22 protein-coding genes and 1 pseudogene are annotated in these 22837 nt (G+C 61.5%); 10 read left to right on the forward strand and 13 right to left on the reverse strand.

Annotated elements, in window-relative coordinates:
* Positions 1–158: pseudogene (locus PXJ20_RS22235) on the reverse strand (IS5/IS1182 family transposase); the annotation flags it as partial.
* 268 nt (positions 159–426) lie between these two features.
* On the opposite strand from PXJ20_RS22235, the gene PXJ20_RS22240 reads away from it, so the two are divergent.
* On the forward strand, positions 427–1170 hold the full coding sequence (locus PXJ20_RS22240; RefSeq protein ID WP_421031563.1) for a type IV toxin-antitoxin system AbiEi family antitoxin domain-containing protein: 744 nt from the start codon (positions 427–429) through the stop codon (positions 1168–1170).
* 763 nt (positions 1171–1933) lie between these two features.
* On the opposite strand, the gene PXJ20_RS22245 is transcribed toward PXJ20_RS22240, so the two are convergent.
* The 3 genes from PXJ20_RS22245 to PXJ20_RS22255 all read right to left on the reverse strand — a co-directional run bounded on the left by PXJ20_RS22245 (position 1934) and on the right by PXJ20_RS22255 (position 3911).
* Positions 1934–2449 (reverse strand): hypothetical protein, encoded by a 516-nt coding sequence (locus PXJ20_RS22245; protein ID WP_277598988.1) that lies wholly within the window; start codon positions 2447–2449, stop codon positions 1934–1936.
* Between the two features lie 305 nt (positions 2450–2754).
* Entirely contained in the window at positions 2755–3234 is a 480-nt protein-coding gene (locus PXJ20_RS22250; RefSeq protein ID WP_199540632.1) for a DUF1348 family protein, read from the reverse strand.
* Positions 3231–3911 (reverse strand): TetR/AcrR family transcriptional regulator, encoded by a 681-nt coding sequence (locus PXJ20_RS22255; RefSeq protein WP_421031564.1) that lies wholly within the window; start codon positions 3909–3911, stop codon positions 3231–3233. Before PXJ20_RS22255 ends, PXJ20_RS22250 begins: the two co-directional genes overlap by 4 nt.
* Positions 3912–4145: 234 nt before the next feature.
* Here PXJ20_RS22255 and PXJ20_RS22260 point away from each other — a divergent pair, with 234 nt between their 5' ends.
* Positions 4146–4838, forward strand: a complete 693-nt coding sequence (locus PXJ20_RS22260) for a YceI family protein (protein ID WP_421031565.1) — start codon at positions 4146–4148, stop codon at positions 4836–4838.
* A gap of 48 nt (positions 4839–4886) precedes the next feature.
* Here PXJ20_RS22260 and tdh read toward each other — a convergent pair whose 3' ends face one another.
* Complete coding sequence (tdh, locus tag PXJ20_RS22265) at positions 4887–5915, reverse strand: L-threonine 3-dehydrogenase (protein WP_017774144.1); 1029 nt, start codon at positions 5913–5915, stop codon at positions 4887–4889.
* A gap of 17 nt (positions 5916–5932) precedes the next feature.
* Positions 5933–7132 (reverse strand): glycine C-acetyltransferase, encoded by a 1200-nt coding sequence (locus PXJ20_RS22270; RefSeq protein ID WP_421031566.1) that lies wholly within the window; start codon positions 7130–7132, stop codon positions 5933–5935.
* 180 nt (positions 7133–7312) lie between these two features.
* Here PXJ20_RS22270 and PXJ20_RS22275 point away from each other — a divergent pair, with 180 nt between their 5' ends.
* The 3 genes from PXJ20_RS22275 to PXJ20_RS22285 all read left to right on the forward strand — a co-directional run bounded on the left by PXJ20_RS22275 (position 7313) and on the right by PXJ20_RS22285 (position 9586).
* A complete protein-coding gene (locus PXJ20_RS22275) occupies positions 7313–7951 on the forward strand; it encodes a helix-turn-helix domain-containing protein (RefSeq protein WP_017774142.1) in 639 nt (212 codons plus the stop codon).
* A 120-nt stretch (positions 7952–8071) separates the two neighbouring features.
* Positions 8072–8470, forward strand: a complete 399-nt coding sequence (locus tag PXJ20_RS22280) for a DUF2471 family protein (protein ID WP_421031567.1) — start codon at positions 8072–8074, stop codon at positions 8468–8470.
* Positions 8471–8542: 72 nt separating this feature from the next.
* Positions 8543–9586, forward strand: a complete 1044-nt coding sequence (locus PXJ20_RS22285) for a tyrosine-type recombinase/integrase (protein WP_421031568.1) — start codon at positions 8543–8545, stop codon at positions 9584–9586.
* 175 nt (positions 9587–9761) lie between these two features.
* On the opposite strand, the gene PXJ20_RS22290 is transcribed toward PXJ20_RS22285, so the two are convergent.
* Entirely contained in the window at positions 9762–10967 is a 1206-nt protein-coding gene (locus tag PXJ20_RS22290) for a DNA-binding protein (RefSeq protein ID WP_421031569.1), read from the reverse strand.
* Between the two features lie 2184 nt (positions 10968–13151).
* On the opposite strand from PXJ20_RS22290, the gene PXJ20_RS22295 reads away from it, so the two are divergent.
* Positions 13152–14504 (forward strand): replication initiation protein, encoded by a 1353-nt coding sequence (locus tag PXJ20_RS22295; RefSeq protein WP_126875520.1) that lies wholly within the window; start codon positions 13152–13154, stop codon positions 14502–14504.
* A 120-nt stretch (positions 14505–14624) separates the two neighbouring features.
* Here PXJ20_RS22295 and PXJ20_RS22300 read toward each other — a convergent pair whose 3' ends face one another.
* Together PXJ20_RS22300 and parA are read right to left on the reverse strand one after the other, a co-directional pair.
* Entirely contained in the window at positions 14625–15686 is a 1062-nt protein-coding gene (locus PXJ20_RS22300) for a ParB/RepB/Spo0J family partition protein (RefSeq protein WP_421031570.1), read from the reverse strand.
* A 24-nt stretch (positions 15687–15710) separates the two neighbouring features.
* Positions 15711–16373 (reverse strand): ParA family partition ATPase, encoded by a 663-nt coding sequence (gene parA / locus PXJ20_RS22305; RefSeq protein WP_017774135.1) that lies wholly within the window; start codon positions 16371–16373, stop codon positions 15711–15713.
* 1374 nt (positions 16374–17747) lie between these two features.
* Here parA and arsC point away from each other — a divergent pair.
* Both arsC and PXJ20_RS22315 read left to right on the forward strand, forming a co-directional pair.
* Entirely contained in the window at positions 17748–18107 is a 360-nt protein-coding gene (gene arsC / locus PXJ20_RS22310; protein WP_017774134.1) for an arsenate reductase (glutaredoxin), read from the forward strand.
* Between the two features lie 285 nt (positions 18108–18392).
* Positions 18393–18683, forward strand: coding sequence for a DUF1272 domain-containing protein (locus PXJ20_RS22315; protein WP_126875517.1), 291 nt, complete (start codon positions 18393–18395; stop codon positions 18681–18683).
* Between the two features lie 3 nt (positions 18684–18686).
* Here the strand turns inward: PXJ20_RS22315 and PXJ20_RS22320 are convergent, their stop codons facing one another.
* Positions 18687–18890, reverse strand: a complete 204-nt coding sequence (locus PXJ20_RS22320; protein WP_126875516.1) for a zf-HC2 domain-containing protein — start codon at positions 18888–18890, stop codon at positions 18687–18689.
* On the reverse strand, positions 18877–19488 hold the full coding sequence (locus PXJ20_RS22325) for an RNA polymerase factor sigma-70 (RefSeq protein ID WP_126875515.1): 612 nt from the start codon (positions 19486–19488) through the stop codon (positions 18877–18879). Before PXJ20_RS22325 ends, PXJ20_RS22320 begins: the two co-directional genes overlap by 14 nt.
* Positions 19489–20238: 750 nt before the next feature.
* On the opposite strand from PXJ20_RS22325, the gene PXJ20_RS22330 reads away from it, so the two are divergent.
* The gene (locus PXJ20_RS22330) at positions 20239–20388 is read left to right on the forward strand and encodes a hypothetical protein (RefSeq protein ID WP_017774131.1); all 150 of its coding nucleotides are present in this window, start codon (positions 20239–20241) and stop codon (positions 20386–20388) included.
* A gap of 67 nt (positions 20389–20455) precedes the next feature.
* Here the strand turns inward: PXJ20_RS22330 and PXJ20_RS22335 are convergent, their stop codons facing one another.
* Positions 20456–20674 (reverse strand): hypothetical protein, encoded by a 219-nt coding sequence (locus PXJ20_RS22335; protein WP_017774130.1) that lies wholly within the window; start codon positions 20672–20674, stop codon positions 20456–20458.
* Between the two features lie 428 nt (positions 20675–21102).
* On the opposite strand from PXJ20_RS22335, the gene PXJ20_RS22340 reads away from it, so the two are divergent.
* Complete coding sequence (locus PXJ20_RS22340; RefSeq protein ID WP_413215743.1) at positions 21103–21657, forward strand: NADPH-dependent FMN reductase; 555 nt, start codon at positions 21103–21105, stop codon at positions 21655–21657.
* 69 nt (positions 21658–21726) lie between these two features.
* Here the strand turns inward: PXJ20_RS22340 and PXJ20_RS22345 are convergent, their stop codons facing one another.
* A complete protein-coding gene (locus PXJ20_RS22345; RefSeq protein ID WP_421031571.1) occupies positions 21727–22806 on the reverse strand; it encodes a hypothetical protein in 1080 nt (359 codons plus the stop codon).
* Positions 22807–22837: the final 31 nt, after the last annotated feature.

Raw genomic sequence — 22837 nt, forward strand, 5'->3', positions numbered from 1 at the left:
GTCTGCCAGTGCTTTCATCTTATTCTTGCCCATGGCGTCGCGCGCGGCCTTTGCCATTGGTTGGGCTGGGCCCGGTCGCAGCCGACGTTCGTGACTTCGTGCGTCACGACGAGGCCATGCCTGGCGTCGATGGCGACCTGAACGTTGTAGCCGACCACCTCACGCGAAAAAAGCGGCGAACAGTTACACGGCCAGCGAGGCGCAGGAGGGGGCTAATCCGTGACAGGCGCCGTGAAGGCTACCGGCGAAGTGTGACGGTTACAAAATCGACAAAAACGTACCCGAACGAGTGTACGGCGTGGTCTTCACTTTTTCCAGCACGCAGGCGGTCGCAAAAGAGACCTATCGATGCTCGACGTACTTTAATTGCGGGAACTGTGATAAATTAGCTAGTTGTATCTGGCAAAGTACGCGAAGGACTGATCGTTGGCCAATACGACCATACAACGTCTGTTGGAAAAGGCGCCCCGTGGACAACCCTTGGACCCGATAATGTTAAGGGCACTCGGGATTGGACCATCACAAACCAGTTACCTGGTTCGTGCCGGCTGGCTGAAACGCCTCTCAAAGGGGGCCTATCTACTCGTCGGAGACGACCTATCGACGGACGGCGTCATCGCCTATATGAGCCGACGAGTGCCCGGCCTGCATGTCGGCGGCAAAACCGCACTCGATTGGCAGGGAATGAGACACAACATAGCGTTCCGCCCCAGAATCACCCTATGGGCTTCCCGGTCGTATAGGTTCCCGGACTGGGCGGGCGAACAAATGCCTTTCAGCTTTCAAACCACCCAGCTGTTTCACGACGGTTCACCGATAGCGGATTGGCTGCGACCATTGCCGAACAAGAATAAAGAAATTCTCGTTTCAATCCCGGAACTCGCGCTTCTGGAACTCGCGAGCGACATAGGTAAGGAAGGATGGAAAGGACAGACGCTGGAAGAGGCGATGCATCTCGCTGACCTGATGCGAAATCTTCGCGTTGATGTTTTAACCCAAATTCTCGAGTATTGTGTCCGGGTGAAGGTTCTCAAACTTGTGCGAGATCTGGGACAAAGTAGCGGTCATTCATGGGGCAACGATCTTCAGGCATACGTTGAGAAGCGTAGTTCTGGAAAACGATGGTCAAGAAGCGGGAAGGATGGCCGCAGGCTTACACTAAAGCCGTAGAGTCGGCGGCTCATAATCGGCCGCACCCGACCACGGAGACGTCGCACAGAACGCACCGGTCTGTCCTCCAATCGGAGTTGACCGTACATTTGGCGGCACCAGGCTAGGTGAGCTTATTCGGGAGAGATGGACCTGCTCACCGTCCTACCCCCTGGAAATCCTCACCATCCCGAATTCCTTCACCTTCGTTGATACCTACTCACAAACTTCAGTGAGATAGCGTGTGGCGAATTTATCACCTACGACGGGACACGAATTCTACTAACGCCGCTTCATCCCGCGTCGCCGCCCCCGAAAGCCCTCACCTATTGCACTTACTATCGGTTTCCTCAACGCTTCCTTGCCTCCTGGAAGTCCTCACCATCCTGGAACAGCTCACCTATCCGAAAAGGTTTCGAAACGCTGAACTATCACCAGTTCGGCTCTTCACTCGGCTTCCAAGCCGCACGAATTCGCGCCAACTGCAAGGCCTACGAATGTGCAGTTGATCTGTGCCGACAACTCATACGGCTCACCTCGGGAGCTTATACAACAAGGAAAGTCGCAACTTTAATTTCGCATAACTAATTAAATATGCCGCCGCAGAAGGAGGAATTCGCGGCGTTGGTTGCGTTCGGAATACGGACACCCGATTGCGGAGGACCGAGCCCGATAAGGCTGAGCGGCTCAATTTCCATATTGCGAGATGTGAGGTCGCAGCTTTATTGTACGATTTCAGCGATTTTCTAAAAGTCGCATCTCTTTTGTACGGCGATAGGTGGCCCTAGAACTTCACCCTCAACTGGAAGCCGAGGGTAAACGGCAGGTCGTCCGAGGGAATGGGCGGAATCACGATGACGTTGGCGCCCACACGCCGGTATTCGAACATCAGCAGCGGCGCCACCACCGGGCCGATGGTGTGGTCGCGCCCCAGCCCCCAGTTGCCGTAGTTGTAGCCGGAGATGATGCCGCCCATCACGGCGACGCGCACGAAACCCCAATGCGCGAACTCCGGCGCCCAGACAGCGCCGCCGTACCACGACGGCCGACGCAGCGAGTTGCGAAAGCCGCCTGCGGTGAGCGCCCATTGCTGCCCAGGCCAGCATTCGATGCCGAGCCCGGGGTTGAAGTCCTCGAAATGCTTGTCGGGGTTGATGTGGTAGGAGCCCACCATTGCATCTACCCAGAGGCCGTTCGCGCACCAGCTGGCAGCGCGGGCGCCGCTCGCGGCCAGCAGCAACGTAGCGGCCAGCGCGGCGGCGAGGTAGGTGGGCTTCTTGTTGTTCCGCCTCGAGAGCATGTCTTCTCCATCGCCGGTCTGGTGCCGGCGCGATTCGTTTGTTGTCCGTCAGGGTTCTGTGCCCGAAAAAGAAGGGCGCCAGCTAGCCAACCCAAGTCGCGAACTGTACCGCAACAGGCGGAAAACGCAGTGGAAGACGTGCTCGGGCAAAGCGGCACGCGCGTTGCGCGGCGGTACAGACCTGGGCGCAACCATAAGGGAAAGCGGCGTCAATTCCGTGAAAATCGCTGCGCCGCAACGTGGTGTGCTGGTGGGATGCGAGGAAAGCCGCGCGCGGATGGGGCCCGCGCGGGGGGGGGGCGGCGTTACAGCCCCAGGTCCGACAAACCGGGGTGGTCGTCGGGGCGACGGCCGAGCGGCCAGTGATAGAGCCGCTCGCTCTCGCGAATGGGCAGGTCGTTGATGCTCGCGTGGCGACGCGCCATGAGGCCGTTTTCGTCGAACTCCCAGTTCTCGTTGCCGTATGAGCGGAACCAGTGGCCGGAATCGTCGTGCCATTCGTAGGCGAAGCGCACCGCAATGCGGTTGCCGCCGAACGCCCACAGTTCCTTGATGAGCCGGTAATCCAGCTCGCGCGCCCATTTGCGGCGCAAGAGTCCCACGATCTGCTCGCGGCCCGTCACGAACTCGGCGCGGTTGCGCCAGACGCTTTGCGGCGTGTAAGCGAGCGAGACGCGCTCGGGGTCGCGCGTGTTCCACCCGTCTTCTGCGGCGCGGACTTTCTGGATGGCGGTCTCCTGCGTGAAGGGCGGAACCGGCGGGCGAGTTTCGGCGGACTGGGTCATGGCGTTTCCTTAGGGGAGGTGGAACGGGCAAGCCGCCGCGACGACGGCTTCGATGGACGTGCGGAACTCGTACTGGTGTCGAGCAGACGTTCGGCGGCGGCACGGGCATCGAGCGCCGTGTCGGCGCTGCCGCTCACGAGCGCCACGCCGATTGCGCCGTCGATCAGAATCAGCCATTGGCGCGCGAGGCGCGCCGCATGGCGACGGTCTCCTGCAATCGACGCGAAGTAATCGTCGCACTGCTCGCGCACGAAACGCAGTAAGCGCTCCTTGTGATCGCGCGCGACGACGCGGATGGGATCGTCCGGCGAGCTGATTTCTCCGGCCGCATTCAGGAAGGCGCAGCCGTGAAAGCCCGGCGAAGCAAACCATTCGCGCAGCACGTCGAACATGGCGAGCAGCCGCGTGCGGGGCGTGCGTGCGCGGCTTAGCGTGCCTTCCACGAACCAGCGCATCCAGCGCTCGTCGCGCCGCGCGAGCGCGGCGGCCACCAGCGCGTCTTTCGATTCGAAATGCGTGTAGAAGCTTTTGCGCGCCGTGCCGGACTCGCGCACGATCGCATCGACGCCCGTGGCGTGAATGCCGCCGGCGTAGATTAGCGCCTCGGCTGCATCCAGAAGGCGCTCGCGAGCGCCTGCCTGGGATGCGGATGGGTCATCGAGCGGTGCGGCTGGCATCTGTGGGTCCTTGCAAGTGTTTCGCTATCTTGATTCGCCACCTTGTTTCGCTACCTTGCATTTCAGGTGGAACGATCATTCTCCATGTGCGCAATGTAGAACGATCATTCTCCCGCGTCAAGTGCCTTGAATGCGGAAGGGGATGGGACGGGGCACTGGCCACGCGGGCGGGCGTCGAGCAGTTGCGCTATCGTGTTGCCCATCACGCCGCTCATAACCGGGATGGAGAAAGGAATGGACCGAACTGTCGCTGCCGGTGCCGCAAGACTCGTTGCGCGCGGCGCACTGGCGCTCGCGTTGACGGCGCCCGTCGTCGTGCTGGACGCCTGCACACCGCTGAGGGTGGTCACGCATAGCGTGAGCACGAAGGAAGTTAGCGTGCCTGCAGGACGCTACCAACTGGACCCGCATCACTGGAATGTGTCGTTCGATGTCGATCACTTCCATTACTCGCACTTTACGATGCGCTTCGACAAGGTGACGGCGCAGCTCGATTGGCGTCCCGATGGACTCGCCGGCAGCAGCGTGGCGGCCACAATAGACGCCGCGAGCGTGGATACGAACGTGCCGGTGCTCGACAGAATGGTGAAGGGTACGGATATGTTCGACGTGGCGCGCTATCCGCAAATCCGCTTCGTCAGCACGCGTTTCGAACGAACGGGCGGATCGGGCGAGTCGCGCGGCACGCTCACGGGCGACCTCACCATTCATGGCGTAACGCAGCCCGTGACGCTCGATGTGACGTTCAACGGCTACGCGCCGAATCCGCTCACCAAGGAAGCCACGCTAGGTTTCTCCGCACAAGGGCACTTCAGTCGCGCGAAGTTTGGCTTGTCGACGTGGTATCCCGCAGTGGGGGACGACGTGCGCGTTCGCATCGAGGCGGAGTTCGTGAAGCCGGCCGCTGCGGCCGCGGCCGGAAGCTGAATAGCGGAAGAGCGCGGGCCGCACTGGCCCGCGCAGGATCACATCGGATCACTCGGTCCAGTCGAGAATCACCTTGCCGCTTTCGCCGGAGAGCATGGCGGCAAAGCCTTTTTCGTAGTCGTCCACGGCGAAGCGGTGAGTGATGATGGGCGACAGGTCGAGGCCGCTTTGCAGCATGGCGACCATCTTGTACCAGGTCTCGAACATCTCGCGGCCATAAATGCCCTTGATTTCCAGCCCTTTAAAAATGACCTGATTCCAGTCGATGGCCGTTTGCGCGGGCGGAATGCCGAGCAGCGCCACCTTGCCGCCGTGGTTCATCGCTTCGAGCAATGCCGTGAATGCGCTCGGCACACCCGACATTTCGAGTCCCACGTCGAAGCCTTCGGTCATGTGCAGTTCGCTCATCACGTCGCGCAGCGACTCGCGCGATACGTTTACCGCGCGCGTCGCGCCCATCTTGCGAGCAAGATCGAGCCGGTAGTCGTTGATGTCCGTGATAACGACGTTGCGCGCGCCCACGTGCTTCGCGATGGCCACCGCCATGATGCCGATGGGACCCGCGCCCGTAATCAGCACGTCCTCGCCAACCAGGTTGAACGAAAGCGCGGTGTGCGTCGCGTTGCCGAACGGGTCGAAGATTGCGGCGAGATCGTCGGAAATTTCAGGCGGAATCTTGAACGCATTGAAGGCGGGAATGACGAGATACTCCGCGAACGCGCCTTCGCGATTCACGCCCACGCCCACGGTATTGCGGCACAGGTGCCGGCGCCCCGCGCGGCAATTGCGGCAGAACCCGCACGTGATGTGTCCTTCGCCGGATACGCGGTCGCCTATCGCGAAGCCGCGCACCTCCTGCCCCATCTCGACGATTTCGCCAACGTACTCGTGGCCCACGTGCATGGGCACCGGAATCGTCTTCTGGGCCCAGTCGTCCCACTTCCAGATGTGAATATCCGTGCCGCAGATCGCGGTGCGGCGAATGCGGATCATCACGTCGTTGTGGCCCACTTCAGGCTTTTTTACGCGTGTGAGCGTGAGGCCCGGTGCGCGTTCGAGTTTCGCGAGTGCTTTCATGTGCGTTCGGTCCCGTGTCAAACAATGCCCAGCGACTTGCCGACGCGCGCGAAGGCATCGACGGCACGATCGATCTGCCCCGGCGTGTGCGCCGCGCTCATTTGCGTGCGAATGCGCGCGCGGCCCTTCGGCACCACCGGGTACGAGAAGCCGATCACGTAGACGCCTTCTTTCAGCAGGGCATCCGCCATGCTCGACGCGATCTGCGCGTCGCCGAGCATCACCGGAATGATGGGATGCTCGCCGGGCACGAGCGTGAAGCCGAGTTCGGTCATGGCACGACGGAAGTGCGCACCGTTGGCCCGTACGCGCTCTCGCAGTTGCGCGCCTTCTGCGCTTTGAACCAGTTCGAGCACCTTCAGCGACGCAGCGGCAATGCTCGGCGTGAGCGTGTTGGAGAACAGATAGGGACGCGAGCGCTGGCGCAACAGTTCGACGATCTCCTTGCGCGCGGCGACGTAGCCGCCCGATGCGCCACCCAGTGCCTTGCCGAGCGTGCCGGTAATGATGTCGATGCGGCCCGCCACGCCGCAATGCTCGGGCGTGCCGCGGCCGTGCTCGCCGATGAAGCCCACTGCGTGCGAGTCGTCGACCATCACCAGCGCGCCGTATTGGTCGGCCAGATCGCAGATGCCGGCCAGGTTGGCGATGATGCCGTCCATCGAGAACACGCCGTCCGTCGCAATCAGCTTGAAGCGCGCGCCGGCGGCATCGGCTTCACGCAGCTTCGCTTCGAGGTCGGCGAGATCGTTGTTGCGATAGCGATAGCGCTTCGCCTTGCATAGCCGCACGCCGTCGATGATGCTGGCATGGTTGAGTTCGTCGCTGATCACGGCGTCGGACTCATCGAGCAGTGTCTCGAAGAGGCCGCCGTTCGCGTCGAAACAGCTGGAATACAGGATGCAATCGTCAGTCTGCAGGAATGCGGCCAGCGCGCTTTCCAGCTGCTTGTGCACTGTCTGCGTGCCGCAGATGAAGCGTACCGACGCCATGCCGAAGCCGTCGTTGTCGAGGCCTTCTTTCGCTGCTGCAATCAAACGCGGATCGTCCGCGAGGCCGAGATAGTTGTTCGCACAGAAGTTCAGCACGTCGGCACCCCCGGCAAGCCGGATGTCCGAAGACTGCGGGCTTGCGATGACGCGTTCGGTCTTGTAGAAACCGTCCGCGCGAATCTGGTCGAGCGTGGTGCGCAAATGGGCGAGGTAGGGTTCACGCATGGACGAAGCTCCTGACAGGATCGCGCCGCGCGAGGCTCGTGGCCCCGGCGGCAGTTACCGGCCGGCCGACTATCCAGCGGCGTAGCGCGCTGCTATAGTCGCCGTCAGTCTTACCGGAAATTTTCGTTTTTCCGAACTATAGTTCGGTATATCGAACAACTCTAAACGATGGGGCATTAAATGGCAAGCTCGGGCAACCGGCGCACGTCCGCGCTTTCAAAGTCATCTGCACCGGCCGCTACGGTGGCACCGGCTACGCCGGCTGTCGCTGCGCCGCCGCGTGTGGGCGAACAGATCCAGCGACTGCGCAGCGAGCGGCACATGACGCTCGACGATCTGTCGCGGGCCGCGGGCGTATCGAAGTCGATGCTATCGGAAATCGAACGCGACAAGGCGAACCCGACAATCGCTGTCGCGTGGCGGCTCACCAATGCGCTCGGCGTCAATCTCGACTCGCTCTTTGCGCAGCAAAAGGCGCCGGAGGCCATTGCCGTGGCGGGGCCGCACGACATTCCCACGCTGAACGGCCACGACGCCGGCTATCAGTTGCGCGTGTGGGGACCGATCGAACTCGCGGGCCGCTTCGAATGGTACGAACTGACTTTGCAGCCGGGCGGCGCACTCGTTTCGAGTGCGCACGAGCCCGGCACGCGCGAACATCTCACGGTTCTGCAAGGCACGATGGAAGTAGAAGCGGCTGGCACGAAGCGGCGGCTCAAGTCCTCGGAAACCGCGCGTTACGTGGCCGATCAGCCGCACGCCATTCGCAACGCCGGCAAGGCCGATGCACGGGCGCTGCTCGTGGTCATTCACGGGTGAGGGAACTGGGGGAGCGTTCCGAACGGTGCGTCGCGCAGGACAGCCGTTCGCACCTGAGCGCCGAGGTTGCGCCCAATACTGTATGTTTGTACAGTATTGGGCGATCGACCGGAGCAGAACATGAATACCCCGAACGAGCACGACCTTGCCGCGCTGCGCTTCCAGTTCGCGGCGCGCGATCTCAACAACATCGTGCGACGTATCGCGTCGCGCTATATCGTCCAGCGCGTACCGCTCACGTGGCGGCTGCTGCACGCCATCGAGGCTGAAGCGCTCGCCGACCTGGGCTTCGCCAGCCGCCATGACGAGGCGATGCTGAGCCTCTTTCAACGTCCGAATGGCCTGTCTTATCCGGAGACTGACGATGTAGTCGACTTCGGCGCATCCAACGCGTTGCCGCCAGTGTTCGCATTTGCCGTCGCGGCGTACGAGCGGGCACTTGAAAGTGTGGATCCGTCCGCTTCCACGCGGTCGTCGGCAGCCGGTTCTGCGCGGCGGTTGCGCGCATGGGGCGACTGAGTCCCGTCGATTGGCTTGCGGGGCGGCAGTTGCCGGTCTCAATAATCGAATGCAACTAATGGGAGATAGCCGATGCCTGCACCGTCCCGTTCTCCAGCTGTAACGCGCGATGTGCAACGTAGCGATCTCTTCGACCCGCACCGTGAAGACTGGCGCCGCGATCCGCACGCCGCATTCGATGCGTGGCTAGCGGGGCAAAACTTCCGCGCTTCATCCGCCGACATTTACCGCGCGCAATGGAGTCAGTTCGTCGACTGGCTCCAGTCCAGAAGCATGAATCTCCACACGGTCGACATGCAGGCCATCGCGGACTTCGTCGCGGAACGCTCCATCCGAAAGACACAAAAAGCCCGCTATTTAAGGCTCATCGAGCGCGTGCTGGATCATGTCCGCCAGATCGAACATGCATCGACAAACCCGGCGCGGTTCATTGCTCAGGATGCCGATGCAGCATGGCGAACCGCGCGCGACAACGAGCCGACCAGTTTTCTCACTGTGGCCGAGCGCGCCGCGCTGGTGGCATACCTGTTCACGCCGCTTTCCAGCGCCTCGGCGGCGCAACGCTGGCGCGAGCGCCGTGATCGCGCGCTGGTGGCGGTATTCCTGGGCGGTGGACTGAAAACGGGCGAGGCGATGGCACTTTCCATTAGTTGCGTCACGCGCGGCGCGCCATGGGTCGTGATCGAAGCGGGCAACCCGGAATTCACACGCCGTACACGGCTGTCGCCGTTCAGCGTCGCCGTGCTCGACGCGTGGCTTACTGAGCGCTCGGATGCTCGCCTGCCGGGGCATCTGGTGTTTCCGGCGTCGCCGTCCGGGCGGCCGATGCATAAGGCGACGGTGCTGCGAGCGGTCGACGCTATCGTCGAAACGGCCGGGCTCGCAAACACGCGAGAGGACCGGGCCAGTCCGCAAACGCTGCGCAATACGTTTGCCGCCGATCTGTTCGAAAGCGGCGTGAGCCCCGAACTCGTTGGACAGTGGCTCGGATTTGCGCAGGTGTTGTCGGCGAACCGGCTGCATCGAGCGTGGAAGGCCTGGGTGGATCGAATCGAAGTGGGGACAAGTCGTGCCGATGAGCCCTCGGGGAACCACCGGGGCGCGCCTGGGCGATAGGTGTGCGGAAGCACTGAAGGTCGTCAGCGGCCTATGTTGTTAAGGGGCGACGTGTGCGGAGTCCCGAAAACGCTCACCCTTTTGTTATCAGAGGCTCCCGCATCGGCTCACCAATGAGGGCTCAGCGTACGCGCGCGAAAAGCGCGTGGCCGCGCCGTTCAAGGCAGCAGTGATGTTAGATCGAAGTGGCATGCGCACCGACAGCCATGAATCGCGTGACGGCTTCCAGCCTTGACGCGCCCATGCCCGACGAGTGATCGCATTCTGGACACGACAGCTCGAACTGGTGATCGACCTCGGAAAGCTCGGGTTCACCGTCCTCGCATTTCGGGCAATGAGATGGCAGGGTGACGTGGCCATCCAGCATCGTTCCAACGTCCGCGAGTTCGTCCGTTGTCAGCCGGCCGGCGGTGGCCAGCGTACAAAGAAGCGAGGCAACGCGCGGATCCACGCCATTCTGCAAGCGCAAAGCGGTCAATTCGCGCGTAAGGGTATCGATTTCGTCCGATTGCTCGCGAAGCTGGGCGTCTAGTCTGTCGGCTCGCGCCTTGGCCGCAGAGAGTTGCTGGATGAAATCGAATTCCTTGCGGCTCGCGTCGCGCTGCGCGGTCTGCCAGGTGGCCGCCATCGATCGCAGCGAGTCGAGTTCCACCAGCATCGGCTTGACGCGCCGCTCGGCTTCGGCCACCGCGTCCTTGATCTGCTGCGCGTAGTGCTCAGTGCTTTCGCGGAGGTCGGCATGGAGGGCGTCGATCCGGTCGCGTAGGGTTGCGTTGGTCGCTTGTTCGGTATCGACGCGCTTACGCAGCGCCTCGTTTTCCGCCTCCAGGCGCCGCGTCGTGCTTTGCAGGTTTTCCTGGTGCGCCGCACCGTGCGTGGTAGAGGCCGCCAGTTGGGCCTCGAGTTCGCGCACACGTGTCCATGCGGCTTCGGCGCGTGCTTCGCTGCGATGAACGTGATCATCAGCGGCCGCACGTAGAAGGTCCGCCTCGCGAACTTTCTGCTCCGCAGCCGCAAGCACCTGTTGGATCTCGGCGCGCTCACCTTCGAGCAGCGTCTTGGCATGCGAAATCGCTTCCTCGAACAGTGAGCCGAGCAGCTCGCCTGCGCGGTCCTCAAGCGCTTTCGGAATGACACCAGAGCCCACGCGGACACGGGACGCGGTCCGGATGCGTTCCCAGAACACGTCGATGTCTTTGGGGATGTCGCTCGCACTGCCGGTCTGGGTCAGGTCGCGGACGGCGGCCATCGAGGGACGAATGCCCAGGTCGAAGAAGAGTCGTTTGCAAGCGTGTAGGGACAATTCCTGCCGGCGCGCACCGCTCGCCCGCATGGTTTCTAGCTCCTGGCGTATTGCTAAACGTTCTTTGTCTAGATTCATCCGCGTCTCTGGAAGTCAGATCGTGCAAATCATAACAAATTACGTATCGAATGGTACGGTTTTGCGACTGGGAGGGGTCTGAGGCACCTTGCAGCCGCTTTTGGATGCTGTGATCGTGCCTCAGGTCGGGGCCTGGCAGCGTTTCCGTGAAACAAAGCTAAGATTAGCGCATAACCAATTGTTTTCAAAAGAAAACTACAGAGGCTTCATTGTTTTGTCACTGTTTCACGAGACGGGCGATCGTTGGGTGTGTCTTTGACGGCGATTGTTCAGAAGGCTCACAGCTTTTAGCTTGAGAGATATAAAAGTAAACACCCTTGAACCAAGTTAAAAACGTTAACGCCACGGCAAAGGCTTATTGGACAAGGGTTTCCGGGCAATCAGGTGAGATGCTGCGGGACGCCTGGTGAGACAGTACGGGATAAGCCGGTGACGGGGTTCGGGGACGGTGGTGAGGAACTGCGGGAAACGAAGTGAGCGGGTTCGGGAAGGCATCCATTCTGGCTGTTCTGCATAGGTGAGACGTTACGGGATCACAATCCGCGGACGGCCTTTTAGCACCTGAACAGCGATCTGCGATGTGTATCGCAACGAGGTGAGCCTATTCGGGAGTACGTGCTAACAAGAAAACGGCCGTTCTCGGGACCTCCGCGGGTGGGAAGGTGAAGGATCCCGGGAAGAAACGGACGGCAGAAGTGAGATTTTTCAGGAACCACCCCAGTTTTTGCACAAATATTGGGCATTCGCAGGGTAATGGTGAGCGTTTTCGGGAGTGCTGTGCTGTGTGCGTTGCGCGCCCTCTCGGTGTTGATTTGCGGCGGGCGGCACAACGGTGAGGTCTTACGGGATGGCATGAAAGCCCTTGCGATTATCGTCGCTTCCTGGCCTGACCGGATGTTTGGTGAGCGTTTTCGGGAGTACTTCCAGTGGCAATGGCATGGTGAGGTGAGATTTTTCGGGAGAAAACTCCGCTGCGATTGCCGCAAAGGCCCGGATGGTGGGCGCTTGCGGACCTGTACTTCGTGCTATCACGCGAGCAAAAGGTGAGACAGTTCGGGGACCGCCAGTCGCCGGTTGGAACGTGGGCGGAGCAATAGGAAACTGGAAACAGGTGAGCGTTTTCGGGAGTGCGGCAGGGGCGCTGGAGTGCTCTCGACGCTGCTAAGTACCCGCCAGGATTAGGGATTTCTCCAGGAAAGCCGAGAGGTGAGCGTTTTCGGGATCGATGTCGATGGTGCTTTGCTGACGATGCAGTTCCTCCTGGCGCGGCTCCAAAGTGAGGCTTTTCGGGAGCATCGGGACAGTCTTGACGATGTGGGGCGAGCGCAGAGCGCGACTGGGCGCCGCTTCGCTGGACGCTAATGGTGAGACTTTTCGGGACGTGTTTGGAGTGCTGGTGCGCGATTCTGGTCCGCTTTGGGACTCGCCGCGCGCAGGACAGGGTTGTGAAGTAGCGCGGAGTCCGCAGAAATCTCTTTGCACATCGCAGCGAGTGTCGTGCTGCTCAACGTCCGATGAGCGGACTGGCCTGTTTTGCGTCCGCCAGGTGGTGGGTGGCGTCTGCCAGTCTTCTTCCCGGTGACGGATATATCAGCCCCTTCATGTAGGCTCATCCTCGACCGTCGGTCGGTCTTTCCGCCACGCTTCGGGGCGTCGCAGGGCGGCACGGAGCCGGTTCAGACGGAAGTATCGGCGGCGGCGCAGACGAGCGGCCGTTAAGGCGTTTATTAAGGCGTTTAGACCGCCTGGCGGCGTCGCGTCCGATGGTTGGGAGCGAAGAGGTTGTCAGAGTCCAATCCGGCCGTGGATGGTCGGACGTCGCGCCGGTATTGGATAAATACGGCCCAAGGCGCGAGCGACGCGGCGGCTCGTGCGAGGCCTTTTGCCGGCGGCATTTCTATCAGGTATCGCGTCGCGAAATTGCCACAGTCTCCAGGGTGAGCGGATACGGGAAGTGAAGGCGTCCGTTTGGCTCACCGTTTACCCGGCAGGCTTACGTCTGACCCACGAGGCTCATAGCGGCCACGAAACGATCGACTGGATTGAAGGTGAGCGTTTTCGGGACATACTCGCGGTGAGTCGCGGTTCGTAAACGCAGTTCACCGGCAATGGTGAGAGAGGCCCTATGGACGCATATCACCCGTGACGGTATGCTGTCGCGAAAATCTCTCATCGACCCGACGCATGGCCACGAAGCGCGCGAAGAAAACCGATGTGGTGAGCCCCAGCTCAGCCGAATTGCGCAAAGCCGTCGAGGCGATTGCGATCCAGCCCAAGAGCGGCAAGATTACCCTGCTCACCCGCAAGCTGTTCAACGTGTTGCTGGCTGTGGCCCAGCAGGCCGACGAGTCGGGCGACACGTACCGCGCGCTGCTGTCCGACATCGTGGCCAATTCGGCGTTCGATTCCAATGACACTGCGCTGGTGAAGGAACACCTTCGGCGGATGGTTTCCGTTCAGGTGGAGTGGAGTCAAGGCACCTCGAGCCAGAAGCCGGGCCGCAAGTGGGGCATCTCCACGCTTATCGCCGACGCGGAAATCCTGGAAGACCCGCAGACACGTCGTGTGTGGGTCGAATTTTCGTTCGCTCCGAAGATCAAGAAAAAGCTCCTCGATCCGGTCCAATACGCCCGGCTGAGCCTCCAGTTCCAGAGCCAGCTGCGTAGCAGCGCAGGGCTGGCGCTGTACGAGATCTGCGTCCGTTACCTCACCAATCCGAGTCATCTGACGATGCGCGAGCCGTGGGAATGGTGGCGTCCCATTCTCTCCGGTACGCCGGACACCGAGGCCGGCGATGAAGCCAAGCGCGAATACAAATACTTCAAGCGCGATTATTTGCGTCCGGCGATTGCCGAGGTGAACGCGGTCACCAACATCTTCGTCGAGTTGATCGAGCACCGGGAAGGCCGGCGCGTGGCGGAGATACAGTTCCGTGTCACCGAGCGCAAGCAACCCATGCTCGCGCTCGACGAGCATCCCAATGTGTTCGACAGCACGCTGGTCGATCGCATGGTGAAGCTCGGCATTCCGCTCAAGGAAGCCCAATCGCTATATGCCGATAGCGAGGAAAACCGGATTCGCGCGGCGTTGCAGATGACCGAACAGCGCATGCGGAGCACCACGTTGCCGCCGGTGCGCAGCGCGGCGGCACTCTTCAAGGACGCCCTGAAGAAGGGTTACGCGCCGCCAGTGGATGCGCTGCCGTCCGCCGGTGGCAAGTCCTCCGGTGGAGCGACGGTGCCGGCCGACGATCTGAAGGCTCGCCTGTTGAGCGAATACGCCGCATATCGACGCAAGGAGGCTCAGGCGCTCTATGAGGAGCAGGGCTCGGTCGAGCAGGGCCTCGCGCGCGAGACGTTCGAATCAGACGAATTGCCCGGTCTGGGTTCGCATCTTCGTGACGACTGGCGTCGACGCGGGCTGGAATCAAAGCTGGCTGAAACGGCGTTTTTCGATTGGCTCGCTCGCAAGACGTGGGGCGAGCCGACGGATGGCGATCTGCTTTCGTTCACCTTGAGCCAGTCGAGAGCCGCTTGATGTGGTGACGCTGGTTCTTGCGTCGATGATATTTATCGACGCTCGCGTTCATAACCACTGTTGAGCACCGACACGCAGGCGCAACGGGCGCCATGAAGGCGCCCGCAGAAGAGTTTGCTTTTACTTCTGCGCCAGGATTTGTTCGATTTGCCGCAGGATGTCGTCGCGCTTCTCTCTAGCCAGACCGCGCAGCCTCAGCTCGAGTCTGTCGTCCCCATACGATTTCAGATCGCCGACCGATACGCCATCCAGTTTCACTTCGAGGCGTTGCGCGTAGCGTTGACGCCCTGCCGGCTTTTGAGTCTCTTGCGCGCTTGCCCTACCCTTCACGATGTCGGCAACTTGGCGCGTACTGAGGTCGTCGGCGAGGATCCGGTTGATGAGGCGTAGTGTGGAGTCAGTTCCGCGTGCTGTGTGATAGCGGCCCACTTGATACGCCATGTTCGAGCCAAAGCGATCGGGTCGCGCCACCATTTCGTGCATGACCGGCTCGGGCAGTTTCGCGATGGACAGTGCGACGGCCACCGTGGACTCATCGAGTCCAAGATGTTCGGCGAGTTCTTTCTGACTCTGGAAATGCTTCTCCTCGATGAAGCGCTTCCATACGACGGCGTTGTCGAAGACGGTTTGCGAATCACGCTGTACGTTGAGGTCGTAGCCGAGCTTGTAACTCTGAATTCCGATCGGCAGATCGATGACGACTGCCTTTACCGTTTCCTTGTTCGCTTCCTTCAATGCACGCACGCGTCGCCCGCCGTCGCTGACGAAGTACGTGCCGGGATTGTCGTAATCTGGAATGACGTGAATGGGCTGTTGTTGACCTTGCTTCGCCAGATTCACGGCTAGCTCGGCGATGGACGATTTCAGATAGAAGTATCGCGGGTTGAAGGGGCTCGGCTTGATCGACTTGAGCGCAAGTTCGATGACCTGCCCGGGGCGGTATCCCTGTGCCATGCGCCACGCGCGATACTGCGTTGACTCGCTCGCAATATCCACTTGTTCCGGGTCATCGGCGACTGGCTGTAGCACTGGCTGACTTGCCCTGCCGACTGATTCGCCGGGTTTCGGTTTGTTCTGTACGAGGCCATCGATTGCATTGAGGCGATCGAGCGCAGTGCGCTTTTCGCTACTGGTCGTGTCTGGCCGCGCCTGGAAGCCTTTTGCGAACTGGGATGATTTCATTCAGGGTCCTTTATGCGCATAAAGTCAGGGAAGCATGCTGGCGATTTCGTCAGCACATGCCCGTATTTCGATGCTTGCCAGCTTTGCGCCGCGATCGTTCATTTGCAGGACGGTTTGTCCTAACGCCATCGCCTGCTTGTAGGCCTCGCGCGTGGGGATTTGTGTTTTGAGTAAAGGAAAGCCAAGTTCTTCCAGCGCGCGCTTCAGCTCGCGCGTCAGCATGCGTTTCTCTTCGGTTTTATTGAGCAGGAAGACCGCCCGAAGGTCTTCGTTCATCACCTGTGCCTGCTGGATGAGCTTCACCAAACCAACACTTGACCAATAGTCAGCTGGCGACGACGAGGTGGGTATGACAGCGACGGTCGCGGCCAGGAGCACAACGCCTGAGACTTTTTCGGTGATGGAGGGCGGGCAGTCGACCACGATGATGTCGTAGTCGCCAATGAACTTCTTTATCTCACGGTGGATTTGGCCACCGGCCTCCGAGAGGTTGACCACGGGGAACGGGATGCCCGTCTCGCCTTCGGCCGACGCGCTCGCCCAGTGAACCAAGGTGTTCTGCCCGTCAGCATCGACGACCAAAACTCGCTTGCCCCTTTCATGGAACGCAGCGCCGAGATGCATGGCGATCGTGCTTTTCCCGACTCCGCCCTTTTGCTGAGTGACCGCGATAATTTCAGCCGCCAATTCTTACCTCCTTTTCGATGCCGCTGAATTTTACCTTGAAGAAGTTTATTTTCAATGACTTTGTCACGCTGAGGAGGCGGATTAGCCATTTGGACGAGGGTTTATGCGCATAAACGGTGGGGCGAGGCTGGCGCCAAAGGAGGCCCTCATGGAGCGGAGCGGCGTTTATGTCGAAAAGCCCTCCCGTGCGACGGTCGCGTATGGTGGGCGCAGTGGGGCAATCTGCAGGCTGTCCGGGCGTGAACTCGTCGTGCGGGCGCGAACTGGGCATAGCTCCGGCTGCGTTGCGCCTTCCCGCGAAGCGGCTGCCGTAATCCCGCCGCTGCCTAATACCGGTAGGGTCGTGGCTCGTGGCGGTCAACTGTGGGACGCGTCCCTGTCGCCAGCGACTGGTCGAGGCCTTGACGCGGCCTCCGAGCGCCTCGCTTTATGCGCATAAACCAAGCCATGAGGAAGAAACGATCTGCGTTTGGAATGGCGTTGGGCCGAGGACAGCCTGCGAGGCATAGACGCGCGTGACACGGCTTGCGAAGTGCGTCGAGTCTTGCGCCGCTAGAAGCATTCGGGCCAACAACCCCTTCGTTCTAACCTGATTCCTCGCTGCGGCGACCGACACCGACTTCAAGCACTGTGTTGCCCACGCGCACGAGACGAACTCACCTAGGACTCATCCAAGCTATCGCGCTAGACCGCCCCCCTCTTTCGCGCATATGCAGCGGCGTCGTACTGCCCTGCGCGGTGGAGGTTTCCGGCGCCACGTCGCGGTATTGGCGTACGCGGAACATATGGTCAGAAGTCGCTTAGCGCTGAGCATTGTCCCGCCACGCGGGCGGCCGATTCCTCGTTCAGGCGGAGTGCGAGTCTAGTCGACGCGGTAAAGCTATCGTGGTCTTACGGCATCAAATCCTGGTCATGGCGTCAGTCGCAAGACCACAGACCAATACACCCGCACTCCGATTCAGCTATCGCTGGATAGACCGTCTGAGTTCATCATCCGCGTCTCGTTGTCGGACGTACTGATGGCCCCTGGGGCCACTCATAAGAAGATACCTAAGTGCAGAAACAAACCGAATAAAAAAAGATGAAATTACAAGGCGAGATACGAAGAAACTCGTGAAGAATGTGCGCAAGACAGTGCCTCTTCGGCCAGTTGCCTTTTCCTTGCCCTCTCCGGATCAGGCGAAAGCCTCCACGCATTGACTCCAACGCGGCAAGCTAGAATTCCGGCACACGAGGCCGCGCGTTAGCACCTCTTATCCCATCGCTCACGACAATGCCGCGGAACGATCAGCGGCCCGATAGCCGTTGCCCTACCGAGGCCAATCCGATCGCCCCTCGCACGCCATCCAGACTCGTCTCAACATCAATCGACCCATGATCACCATCTACCACAACCCCCGCTGCTCGAAATCTCGCGGCGCCTGCGAACTCGTTGCCGGTCTCAGCAACGGCGCACACGAAAAAGTCGAGATCATCGAATACTTGAAACATCCGCTGTCAGTCGTTCAGTTGAAAGAACTGAACCGCTTGCTCGCCTGTCCGGTGCGCGACATGGTGCGGACTGCCGAATCCGAGTACAAGGCGCTGAGTCTTGACCGGGAAGGCGTAACCGACGACGAGCTGTATGACGCGCTCGCGAAACATCCTGTGCTGCTGCAGCGGCCCATCATCGTTCGTAATGGCCGGGCTGTGATCGGCCGTCCGCCGGAGAGCGTCAGCGCGCTTTTCGATTGAGTGGGCTTTGACTGAGCGACGACGGTACCCGACGCTCGAAGCTGGCGGAATTCGAGGCCTAAATGGCAGGGGCGCCGAAGAGGCGCTCACTAGACTTGCAGACTTACTGGCAGGGGCTGTGGAGGCGACCGGGGCAATCGGTTCGAACAAGGTCACCGCCAAAAATGCCGTGATTCTCGCGATCGATTAACGGCGGCGGCGCCTCTGACTAACGGCGCAACCGCCGGTCCCCGCGAGCACTAAAAAAGCCCGCGCCCAGTGCCCCATCTACTTGAAGAGGCGCGAATGCTCGAACTCCGACCATCCTGTGAAGCATGTGGCAAGGCGTTGCCACCCGACTCATCCGACGCGATGATTTGCAGCTTCGAGTGCACGTTTTGCGAAGCGTGTGCGACCACGACGTTACGTAATGTCTGTCCGAACTGCGGCGGCGGCTTTGAACATCGGCCCGTCCGTCCGCGGGTCATGCTCGCGAAGTATCCGGCGAGCACGGAGCGTCGCGATGCGAACGTCGACCGCGACTCTCATGCTCGTTATCTTCAGCAGTACGCAGCAAAGCCTCCGTCGCAGCGCTGATCGTCACTCTCTGCGCCCAGACGACTCATGGTCCGCCATGCCGCTCATTTCATGCGCCGCCGTACGAAGCAGCGCAATGTGCAGCCGATAGTTGCGGCATCCGCTGCACGTGGGCAGGTGCATACGGACGGCCAGCCATTCGCCTGCCGTGAGCCGCCTGTCGAGGGCGTCAGAAAGTAGTCGGGTGATGTTCTTACACTTGCCCATGCGCGTCCTCGCCTGAAAGGCCCTTTTCCGTCAGGCACGTCCGCAAGCGCAGCCGTGCGCGGTAGATGAGCACGCTGCAGTGGTTGGCGGTCAGCTCCAGTTCGGCGCAGATCTCGGCAATGTCGAGGTCGAGAAACTCTCGCATCATAAAGACGCGGCCGATGTGCTCGGGCAAATGGTCTAGGCATATCTCGAAAAGCTGCCAGAACTGCTGCTGTTGCAGCACGATCTCCGGCGTCGGCCACGGACGCGGTTTCGCATAGGCCGTCCAGTGTCCGTTGTCCTTGAACAGCTCGCGATCGAGAACGGTATCTTCGTCCAGTTCGGTTTCGAGCGAAGACACGTTCACCGTGCGCTGGCGCACGCGCAACGTATCCACCAGCTTGTGCCGCAGGATGCCGAAGACCCACGTCTTGTGCTCGGACTGCGCGGAGAAGCGGTCCGCGTGCATCCACGCTGCGGTCAGCGCTTCCTGAACGGCGTCTTCCGCAGCGGCCGCGTCTCGCAACTGCAACCGCGCGAAGCGGAGCAGGTCGCGTCGCAACTGGGCGAGGTAGACCGGATCGTCCGGCGCCGGCCGAGCGGCAACGGCGGTCATGCGACGTCCCCCACCGGGCGTATCGCGGGCGGCGCGCCTGTTGCCGTGCGGCGCAACGCGGTCCAACGGCGCGCCTGCGCGGCCGCCCCCAGGCCGCTGCCATGGGCTCCCTCGCATGGGATGGCCGGCAAGACTCGATGCATCTCGTGCTTTGTCATGTCGAGGAATGTGATTGGCGATTGTCGTCCGGGACAGCGCGCTGACGCATCGGCTGCCGGCCGCCCCATGCCGCGCGACCAGCGCCGATGAGACCCTGCTGTGTATTGCAGGGCGATCTGGCGTTATGACCCGTCGGACCCGGAGCGCATTTTCTCTCACATTCCGCACCTTATGTGATCCGCGCCCGCATGGGCGCAGTTCCTCAGGGCTATGTCGGCGCAGAAGCCTTCAAATGACAGATGCATGACGAAGTTGCGCGAGCCCTCTCGCAGCACTTACAACTGCGGAAATACATCGTTGCAAAACCTGAAACGATGGAGCCCTGCAAGCTGGTGCCGACGCTATTGGCGTGCCTCAATTTCCACGCAGCAAAGCGCGTAGACCCTTGCCCATTGGACTTATCAAGCCGGTCCGCTTCGCACGGCCAAACGGTCATTTACTCAGGAGGAAAAATCCCACCAATCCCTTCGGCGGCCACTATTGCAATTGTCGAGAAAATGTCTTTTCCACTGGCATGTTTTTAGGTGAACGCTCCGTCGCTATTCTCCAGCCACCGATCAACGTTGATCGACCTAAATCAGGAGCGACACCATGAAACGCATTCTTCTCGCAATCATTTCGTCGGCCGCATTGCTCGCGACGGCAACCGGCGCGGCTCATGCTGCTCAAGCAACGACGCAGAACAATGCGTCGACGTGCCAAGGCCCGGCTTCGTACTGCAACGTGTTTTTCGGGCAGTAACCCAGGTTTTCACCGGGCGGGGATGGCCCGTTGATGGCCACCCCAACCGGACCGGCATGGTCGGGCGTCAGGTGAGACCGCCGCCGTCTATGCCATTTCCCGTCCGCCATATCTGCTTGCCGCGCTCCGACAATTCGCCGCAGCTGTGTTCGGCGTCCGCTTCGGTGCCTTCCACAGCCATTTCCCCTCCGGCTTGCTCCTGCGATTTTTGCTTGTGATGCTTGCGGGCAGCCACCCTCTCATCCTGCGATTTGCCGGCGTAATGCCGGGGTGATCCGGAAGCCATCGTCGGTCCTCCATCGGTTAGGGTTTGCGTCTCGGCCGGTATTTCTGCCCCTTCTTCGCCACGTCAGACGAAGCGGTTGCCGAAGCACCAGCAGGACAACAGCGTCGCAAGCCGCGTTCCGAACGTTTCCCCACATCACAACGCCCGGTCAGCATCCGTTGTCGCAGCGGACTGACGCCTCGCCCAGAAGGCCGACGTAAACCCCCATAGGACAAGCCCCTAGCCAAACTTGTCCACAAAGTTATTCAGTGAATCTGTGAATATCTTTCCGTCATGGCGGGTTATCCACCGATAGCTGGCAAATCCTGCGGGGCGGCGCCTCCAGACGGCAATACGAAAAAGACGCGCTGCACCTCACCGCCTATGATTGAGAGGCATCTACGTCGCCACTTGTCCCGCTTGTCGGGACCACCCGGGAGGATCTCAACATGGCTTGTCACATTGCAGTGCTGGTCGGTAGCCTTCGTCAGGACTCGTTCAACCGCCAACTGGCACGCGCCGTCACTTCGCTTTTGCCCCAGGACTTCACGGCGGAATTCGTCGACATCGGCACGTTGCCGCTTTACAGCCAGGATTACGACGCCGACCTGCCCGAGCCCGCGCATCAATTCAAGGCGCGCATTGAAGCCGCCGACGCGCTGCTGTTCGTGACGCCCGAGTACAACCGTTCGATCCCGGGCGTACTCAAGAATGCGCTCGACTGGGGCTCGCGTCCGTGGGGCAAGAATTCGTGGGCCGGCAAGCCCGGCGCGGTGCTGGGGACGTCGCCCGGGGCGACCGGCACGGCGCTCGCGCAGCAGCATCTGCGCAACGTGCTGTCTTATCTGGACGTGGCGCTACTCGGTCAGCCGGAGATGTTCATCAAACACGACGCGAGTCGCATCGACGCCAACGGCAACATCGTCAACGAGGACACGCGCAAGTTCCTGCAGGGATTCGTCGATCGCTACGTGGACTGGACCACGCGACTGCGCCGCGGTTGAAGCCAGGGGCGTATGCGCGGCGCGCAGGCCCCTCACGTTCCCACCGTCCTGACCCGTCTGTCGCCCCCGTTACACAGCGCGATTCCCACCGGCACGCTCCCATCCGTGCCGTACCGCGCTGCGGATTTTGTCCCAGGCATCGGCCGGGAAAGTCGTTTCCCAGCCGTGCCGGGCGTCCGCTTCGATTTCGTCCCACGACCGGCCGACGTATCTCACATCCCGCGCGATCATCACGCCGTAGCGATACGCGCTCTCGTAGTCCTCGAACGGCTGGCTTTCGCGCTCCACCTGCCCGGCGTGGTGGCCGCGAAAGTCTTCCTCGTACTCGACGTACTCGTCCGGTATGGGCGGGGCCGCCTTGTCCGGCGCGGGGCGCATTCCTGGCGGCGGTGCGGCTTCGTATCCCGCCGGCGGTTCCTCTTCACGGGCTAGCTGCGTACCGCCGGGTAATTCGCTGGCGGGCGCGGCGGCCGGGGGCGCGGTCGGAAAAACGGCGCCGCACCCCGGCGCACTGGCCGACGCGATAGCGGTGGCCGCCGCGTCGTCGCTCATTCGCACGCTGCCCTCCGGCGGCACGGCAGCGGCTGCCGCTTCGGCTGGCGAACCCGCTTGAGGCTCAGGCGGCGCGGGCGACACGGCTTCACCGTGGGGCGACGTTGCGTGCACCGATTGCTGACGCGGCACCGCAACCGGCCGCAGACCCAGCTCGTCGAGCACCGAGTGCTCGCGCGCCGTGGCGGGGTCCACCGCGCGCCCCGTTCGCTCCTCCCAACCCGGCGGACGCTCCACGACTTCCAGCGCACCGAGCCCCGCCAGGGTATGGGCGGCGAGTTGCGCCTGCGCTTCGTTGTCCGCCTCCACACGAACGAGCACGGCGCCGCGCCGCAGCGCCTCGCGCACCGCTTCGGGTTGCTCGGGGCGGTCGCCGCCGTCGTAGCGTTGGGCGCCGGTGGCGAACAGGCTCGCCACGAATCGTTCGATGTTGGCGAGCAGTCCGCCTTCGCCCGCCACGCCGATGCTTTGCGTATCGGCCGCAGCCGGTCCGCGCAGGCCGATGTCCGTTGCCGCGAAGCCGGCCTGCAGCAGTGCGTTGCGCGCCGTTTCGGCTTCGCCGAAGGTCTGGAACAGACTCGTCACGGTGTGTCGCATCGTTTTCTCCTCGGCATGGCGTTATCGGCAG

Source organism: Paraburkholderia sp. A1RI_3L, assembly GCF_048957895.1.
Lineage (GTDB): Bacteria > Pseudomonadota > Gammaproteobacteria > Burkholderiales > Burkholderiaceae > Paraburkholderia > Paraburkholderia kururiensis.